This is a genomic window from Amycolatopsis balhimycina FH 1894, assembly GCF_000384295.1.
Classification (GTDB): domain Bacteria; phylum Actinomycetota; class Actinomycetes; order Mycobacteriales; family Pseudonocardiaceae; genus Amycolatopsis; species Amycolatopsis balhimycina.
In genome coordinates this window covers 10,848,593-10,855,341 of the sequence record NZ_KB913037.1, presented here as the reverse complement: position 1 = coordinate 10,855,341, position 6,749 = coordinate 10,848,593, and the positions used below count along the sequence as shown (strand labels likewise).

Sequence of the window (6,749 nt, the reverse complement as noted above, 5' to 3'; positions counted from 1 at the left end):
TCACCCGCACCAAACCCGAACAACCCACGCGACGCCGCGAACAACGCCACCACATTACGATGCGGCACCACCACACCCTTCGGCTTCCCCGTCGAACCCGACGTATAAATCACATACGCCGAATGCCCAGGAAGAAGCGGCACAATCCGATCCACATCAGACACCGGCCCCGCATCAAACCCGGCTACGTCCGCGCAGAACTCCGGCGAATCCACCACCAGCATCACCCCGGCGTCCTCGACCACAAACCGGATACGCTCGAGCGGCAACCCCGGATCCACCGGCAAATACGCCCCACCGGCCTTCACCACCGCCAACATCCCCACCACCAACTCCGGCGAACGCTCCAGAGCCAACGCCACCACCGACTCCGGACCCACCCCCAGACCAACCAACTTCCGAGCCAGCCGATTCGCGCGCGCCTCCAGTTCCGCGTACGACAGCTCGAATCCCTCGAACACCAACGCCGCCGCATCCGGCGTCCGCGCCGCCTGCTCGGCGAACAGGTCCGGCAAGGTGCGATCGGACTCCGGAACCGCCGGAGCGTCGCGCTGGAGGAGCTGGGCCTCGTACTCGGCATCGAGGACGTCGATCGCCATGAGCGGGAGGTCCGGGGTGTCTTCGATCGCCACGACCAGGTTGGCCAGGCAGGTGTGCAGCAACCCGCACACCTCGGCGGGATCGACGGGCGCGACCGAGGACACGACCAGATCGAAACCGGTCGCGCTCTGGTCCACCGAGACGGTGATCGGGTAATTGGTGTTGTCCCGCACGGAACGCACCTTGACGCCGTCCATCTCGGACTCTTCGGTGTCAGTGGTCTGGACGTGGCGGTAGTTGAAGAGCGAGGTGAACAAGGGTCCGCCACCGGGCAGGCCCGCGGCCGTCTGCGCCACCGTGAGCGGTGCGTGCTCGTGGACGAGCAGCTCCGCGAGGCGGTCGCGCAGCCCGGTCAGCGCCTCGCCGGCACCCTGCCCCGCGAGATCCACCCGGACCGGGAGGGTGTTGATGAACAGACCCGACACCCGGTCCGCGGCGGCACCGGCGTTCATCCGTCCGAACAGGACAGTGCCGAAAACGACGTCGCGCCGGCCGGACACTGCCCCGAGCACGCGTGCCCACACCAGGTGGAACACCGTCGCCGGGCTGACACCGAGGCTCCGCGCCGCCTTCCACACGCGTCCGGCCAGCGCGGCGTCCACGGCCAGCCTGCCTTCCGTGGCCGCGCTTCCGTCACCGAGCACGTCCGTCAGGCCGTACGGCGCGGTCGTCTCGGTGACGTCGCCGAGCAGGTCGGCGAAGTACTGCTCGTGTTCCGCTCGCGGCATTCCCCACCGCGCCCGCGCCACGAACTCACGGAACGGGACCGGCGCGGGCAGCCGCCCGGCCTGCTCGGTCATGAACGCCCGCACCTCGTCGAGCAGCACGTCCGATGCCGTGTGGTCCTGGACGAGGTGGTGAATGCGCACCAGCGCCAGCCACCGGCCGGTACCCGGCTCGGCCGCAACGCGCACGTCCATCAGCGGAGCGCGGCGAAGGTCCAGCCATCCGTTGTCCGCCGCGAGCACTCGCTCCGCGGTCTCGTCGGCGACCGGCAGCTTCGCGTGGCGCACCACGACCTGCACCGGCTCCCGCAGGCCCTCCCACACGATCGCCGTACGGTAGACGTCGTTGCGGTCCACGACCCGCTGCAACGCGGCGACGAAGGCGTCAAGGCGTTCCCGGGAGTCGAACTCGATGACGGTGGGCGTCACATAGACGTCGGTTCCGTCGTGGCGCGCCATCAAATGGTGGAAGAAGATGCCTTCCTGCAACGGCGCCAGCGGATACACATCCTGGATGTTCGCCACCCCACCCGGCACGGCCGCCACCACCCGGGCGATCTCGGCCTCCGTCAGCTCGACCAGCGTCACCATTCCCGGCGTCAGCTCGGTGGCGTCGGCCGGGATCAGATTCGGCGGAACCACCACCGGCTCCGGACCGGCCACCGCGGCCAGCCCGGCCGGCGTCGGGGTGGTGAACAACGCCCGCACCGACACCGGCATGCCGCGCTGCCGCAACCACTCCACCAGCGACACCGCCAACAGCGAATGCCCACCCAGCGCAAAGAAATCGTCCTCGACACCAACCCGTTCAAGCCCCAGGACCTCGGCGAACGCGGCGCAGATGATTTCCTCCCGCGCGGTCTCCGGCGCGCGACCAGTCCCCGACAACGCCGCGAAGTCCGGCGCCGGAAGTGCCTTGCGGTCGACTTTCGCATGGGACGTCAACGGAAAAGCGTCAAGAATCATGATCGCCGCAGGCACCATGTGCGACGGGAGCCGCTCAGCCAGGAATCCTCGCACCTCATCGGCCGAGGCCACCGCACCCACGACATAACCGACCAGCCGGTGCTCACCCGGAGTGTCCTCCCGGGCGATAACCGCCGCCTGGCCCACGGCCGGGTGAGTCAGCAACACGCTCTCGATTTCCCCCGGCTCCACCCGGAAACCGCGGATCTTCACCTGATCGTCAAAACGGCCCAGAAAAACCAATTCCCCGTCACCGTTCCAGCGCACCCGATCCCCGGTGCGATACATCCGCTCACCCGGCTCAAACGGACACGCCACAAACCGCTCACCCGTCAACCCCGGACGACGCACATAACCCCGCGCCACACCCACACCGGAAACATAAAGCTCACCACCCACCCCCACCGGAACCGGCTGCAACCCCCCATCCAGCACATACACCCGCACATTGGCAATCGGCCGCCCGATCGGCACCACACCACCCGACCCCACATCCGCCCGGCACCGCCACACCGCAGCATTCACCGTCGCCTCAGCAGGACCATAACTATTGAACATCACCCCATCCCCAGCCCACCGAGACACCAACTCCCCCGGCAACGCCTCACCACCCACATCCAACACAAAACCCTCAGGCAAACCACCCAACGGCAACGTCGACACCGCCGCCGGCGGCAACGTCGCATGCGTCACCCCAAACTCCGCAACAAACCCCGCCAGCTCGGTGCCCAGCCGCCGCTCCGCCGGAACAACCACCAACGCCGCACCCGACACCAACGCCAGCAACCACTCCTCACAAAACATGTCAAAACCCGGCGACGCGAACTGCGCCACCCGAGCACCCCGCCCCACCCCGAACCGACCATGACTCACCGACAAATTCACAAAACCCCGATGCGAAACCACCACACCCTTCGGCACACCCGTCGAACCCGACGTATACACCACATACACCGGATGATCCGGAAACAACGGCCCAACCCGATCCACATCAGACACCGGCCCCGCGCCAAACCCACCCACATCCGCCACAAACCCCAGCGAATCCACCACCAGCACCGCAGCCGCATCCTCAACCATAAAACGAACACGCTCCGCCGGCGACCCCGGATCAATCGCCAGATAAGCGCCACCCGCCTTCAACACCGCAAGAATCGCGACCAACAACTCCGGTGAACGCTCCAAAACCAAAGCCACCACCGACTCCGGCCCCACCCCCACACCGATAAACTTCCGCGCCAGCCGGTTCGCCCACGCATCCACTTCCGCATAACTCAGCTCGACACCCGAACCCGCCAACGCCACCGCGTCCGGAGACCGCACCACCTGCCCGGCAAACAAATCCGGCACCAGACCACCCGGCCCAGGAACCGCCGTGTCATTCCAGTCCCGGAGCAGTCCGGTGAATTCGGGATCCAGGATCGGCACCGTCGCGAGCCTGCGGTCCGGGGCGTCAGCCAAGGCGGTGACGAGGTTGGCGACGCAGGTGTGCAGCAGCCCGCACACCTGTACCGGGTCGACGGGTGCCGTGGCCTCCACGACGAGTTCGAACCCGGTGGGACTCTGGTTCACGGTGATGTCGAGCGGGTAGTTCGTCGGGTCTCCCGCCGGCACGGCTTCGACACCGTCGATGCCGGTGCCCGACTGCTCGACATCCAGCCGGAGGTGGCGGTAGTTGAAGATCGCGGTGAAGAGCGGTTGCCCGCCGGGCAGTCCGCTGGCGGCCTGTGCCAGTGTCAGGGGCGCGTGCTCGTGCACCATCAGGTCGGCGAGCTGGTCACGCATACCGGTCAGCGCCTCGCCGACGGTCAGCTCCGTAGTCCTGACCCGCACCGGCAGCGTGTTCATGAACAGGCCGGGAACACGGTCCGCACCCGCGTTCGCCCGCCCCAGCAACACCGTGCCGAACACCACGTCGGAGCGCTCGGAAACGGCCGCCAGCACCCGCGACCACGCGACGTGGAAGACCGTCGCGGGACTCACCCCGCGTGACCGCGCCACCTCCCGCAGCCGCCCGCCCAGCCCGCCGTCCACCGCCAACCGGCCCTGCGTGGTTCCCGCGCCGTCGCCGTGCACATCCAGCAGGCCGTAGGGGGCGCAGGTCTCGGTCACGTCACCCAGCAACTCGGCGAAATGGCGTTCGTGCTCGTCGCCGGACATGCCCAGCCGGGCCTGTGTCACGAACTCGCGGAACGGCACGGGCGCCGGCAGCGCACCGGCCCGCCCTTCCATGAACGCCCTGATCTCGTCCAGGACGACTTCCAGCGCGGTGTGGTCCTGGATCAGGTGGTGCATGCGCAGCAGGGCCTGCCAGCCGTCACCCGCGGGTTCCGGCGCGACGCGGACGCTCAGCAGCGGCGCCCGGCCCAGCTCCAGCCACCCGCCGGCGTCGAGCGGCCCCTCGGTGACCGGCAGCTCGGCGTGCCGCCACACCACCTGAACCGGCTCCGGCAGGCCTTCCCACACGATGGCCGTGCGGTACACGTCGTGCCGGTCGATCACCCGCTGCAGGGCGCCGAGGAACGCGGTCAACCGCTCCCGGGTGTCCAGCCGCAGCGTGAACGGCATGGCGTAGACGTCGCCGCCGTCCCGGCCGGCCATCAGGTGGTGAAAGAAGATGCCTTCCTGCAACGGTGCCAGCGGGTACACGTCCTGCACGTTCGCCGCGCCGCCCGGCACGGCCGCCACGATCCGGGCGATCTGTTCCTCGGTCAGGTCGACGAGGGGCAGCATTTCCGGCGTGAGGTCCGTCGTGCCTTCGGGAACGAGGCGGGCGGGCACCTCGACCGGCTCGGGGCCCGCCACGGCCGCCAGCGAGGCCGGGGTCGGCGTCACGAACAACGCTCGCACCGAAACCGAAATCCCGCGCCGGCGCAGCCATTCCACCACCGAGACCGCCAGCAGCGAATGGCCGCCCAGTGCGAAGAAGTCGTCGTCGACGCCGACGGAGGGGAGGTCCAGCACCGCGGCGAAAGCGCGGCACAGCAGTTCCTCCCGCGCGTTCGCGGGCGCCCGGCCGCCGCCCGGCACGTACTCGGGAGCGGGCAGGGCCGCCCGATCCACCTTCCCGTTGGGCGTCAGGGGCAGGACGGCCAGCTCCACCAGCGCCGACGGCACCAGGGAGGACGGAAGGCGCTCGGCCACGTACTCGCGCACCACGTCGGTGATCGAAGTCCCGGTCTCGGCCGGCACCACGTAGCCGACGAGCCGTTTGCCGCCCAGGACGTCTTCCCCGACGACCACCGCCGCCTGCGCGACCGCCGGGTGTCCCGAGAGGACCGCTTCGACCTCACCCGGCTCCACCCGGAACCCACGAATCTTGACCTGATCGTCAGCGCGCCCGGAGAACACCAGACGACCATCCGCATCCCACTTCACCCGATCACCCGTGCGATACATCCGATCACCCGCACCACCGAACGGACACGCCACAAAACGCTCAGCCGTCCACACAGGACGATTCAGATACCCACGCGCGACACCCGCACCCGCCACATACAGCTCACCAGCCACACCGACCGGAACCGCAGCCAGCCTCTCGTCCAGCACATACACCCGCGTGTTGTCCAACGGGCGCCCGATCGGCAGAACACCGCCGATCTCACCCGGAACACCGACCTCGTGCTGCGTCGCACACAACGTCACCTCAGTCGGCCCGTACAACTGCCGGACCACCACACCCGGATTCGCCTCCAGCACCCGCCTCGCGGAAGCAGCCGGAACGACGTCCCCACCTGTCAACACCTCACGGACCCCGGAAAAACAGGTCGGATCGTGCTCGGCCAGCACCCGGAAAAGACCCGCCGTCACATGCACGTGCGTCAAATCGCGGTCCGTGACCAGCCGGCGAATCACCGCCGCGTCCACACGCTCGACCGGCGCCACCACCACCGTGCCACCCGACAACAACGGCACCCACAGCTCATACGACGACGCGTCAAAAGCATGCGGCGCATGAAACAACACCCGCGGCGTCCCACCCCAGCAGCGATCCTTCGCCAGCCGCACCACATCCCCGTGCGTGGCCACAACACCCTTCGGCACCCCCGTCGACCCCGACGTATACATCACATACGCGGCCCCATCGGGCGGTACCTCACTGGGCAGGCTCACCACGGCGTCCATGTCGGCATCGGCCGGAATCGCCGTGAGGCCGAGTTCATGACGGGCCGTCGCCTCGTGCACCACGAGTACCGCGGCGCCGGCGTCTTCGAGCACCGCGCGCATCCGCGCTTCCGGCCAGCCCGTGTCCAGCGGCACGTACGCGGCCCCGGCCTTGAGGATCGCGAGCAACGCCACCACCAGGTCGGCCGAACGCTCCATCAGCACCGCGACCACCGATTCCGGCCCGGCCCCGGCGGCCACCAGCGTCCGCGCGAGCCGGTCCGAACGCGCGTCCAGCTCTCCGTAGGTGAACGCGCCCCGGTCCCACACCACCGCCACCGCGTCCGGATCCGC

General features: G+C 68.6%; 1 protein-coding gene. It reads right to left on the bottom strand.

Translation table 11 applies throughout. The features are described from left to right. The coding region (locus A3CE_RS57640; RefSeq protein ID WP_020647589.1) for a non-ribosomal peptide synthetase at positions 1-6,749 on the bottom strand (6,749 nt) is incomplete at both ends.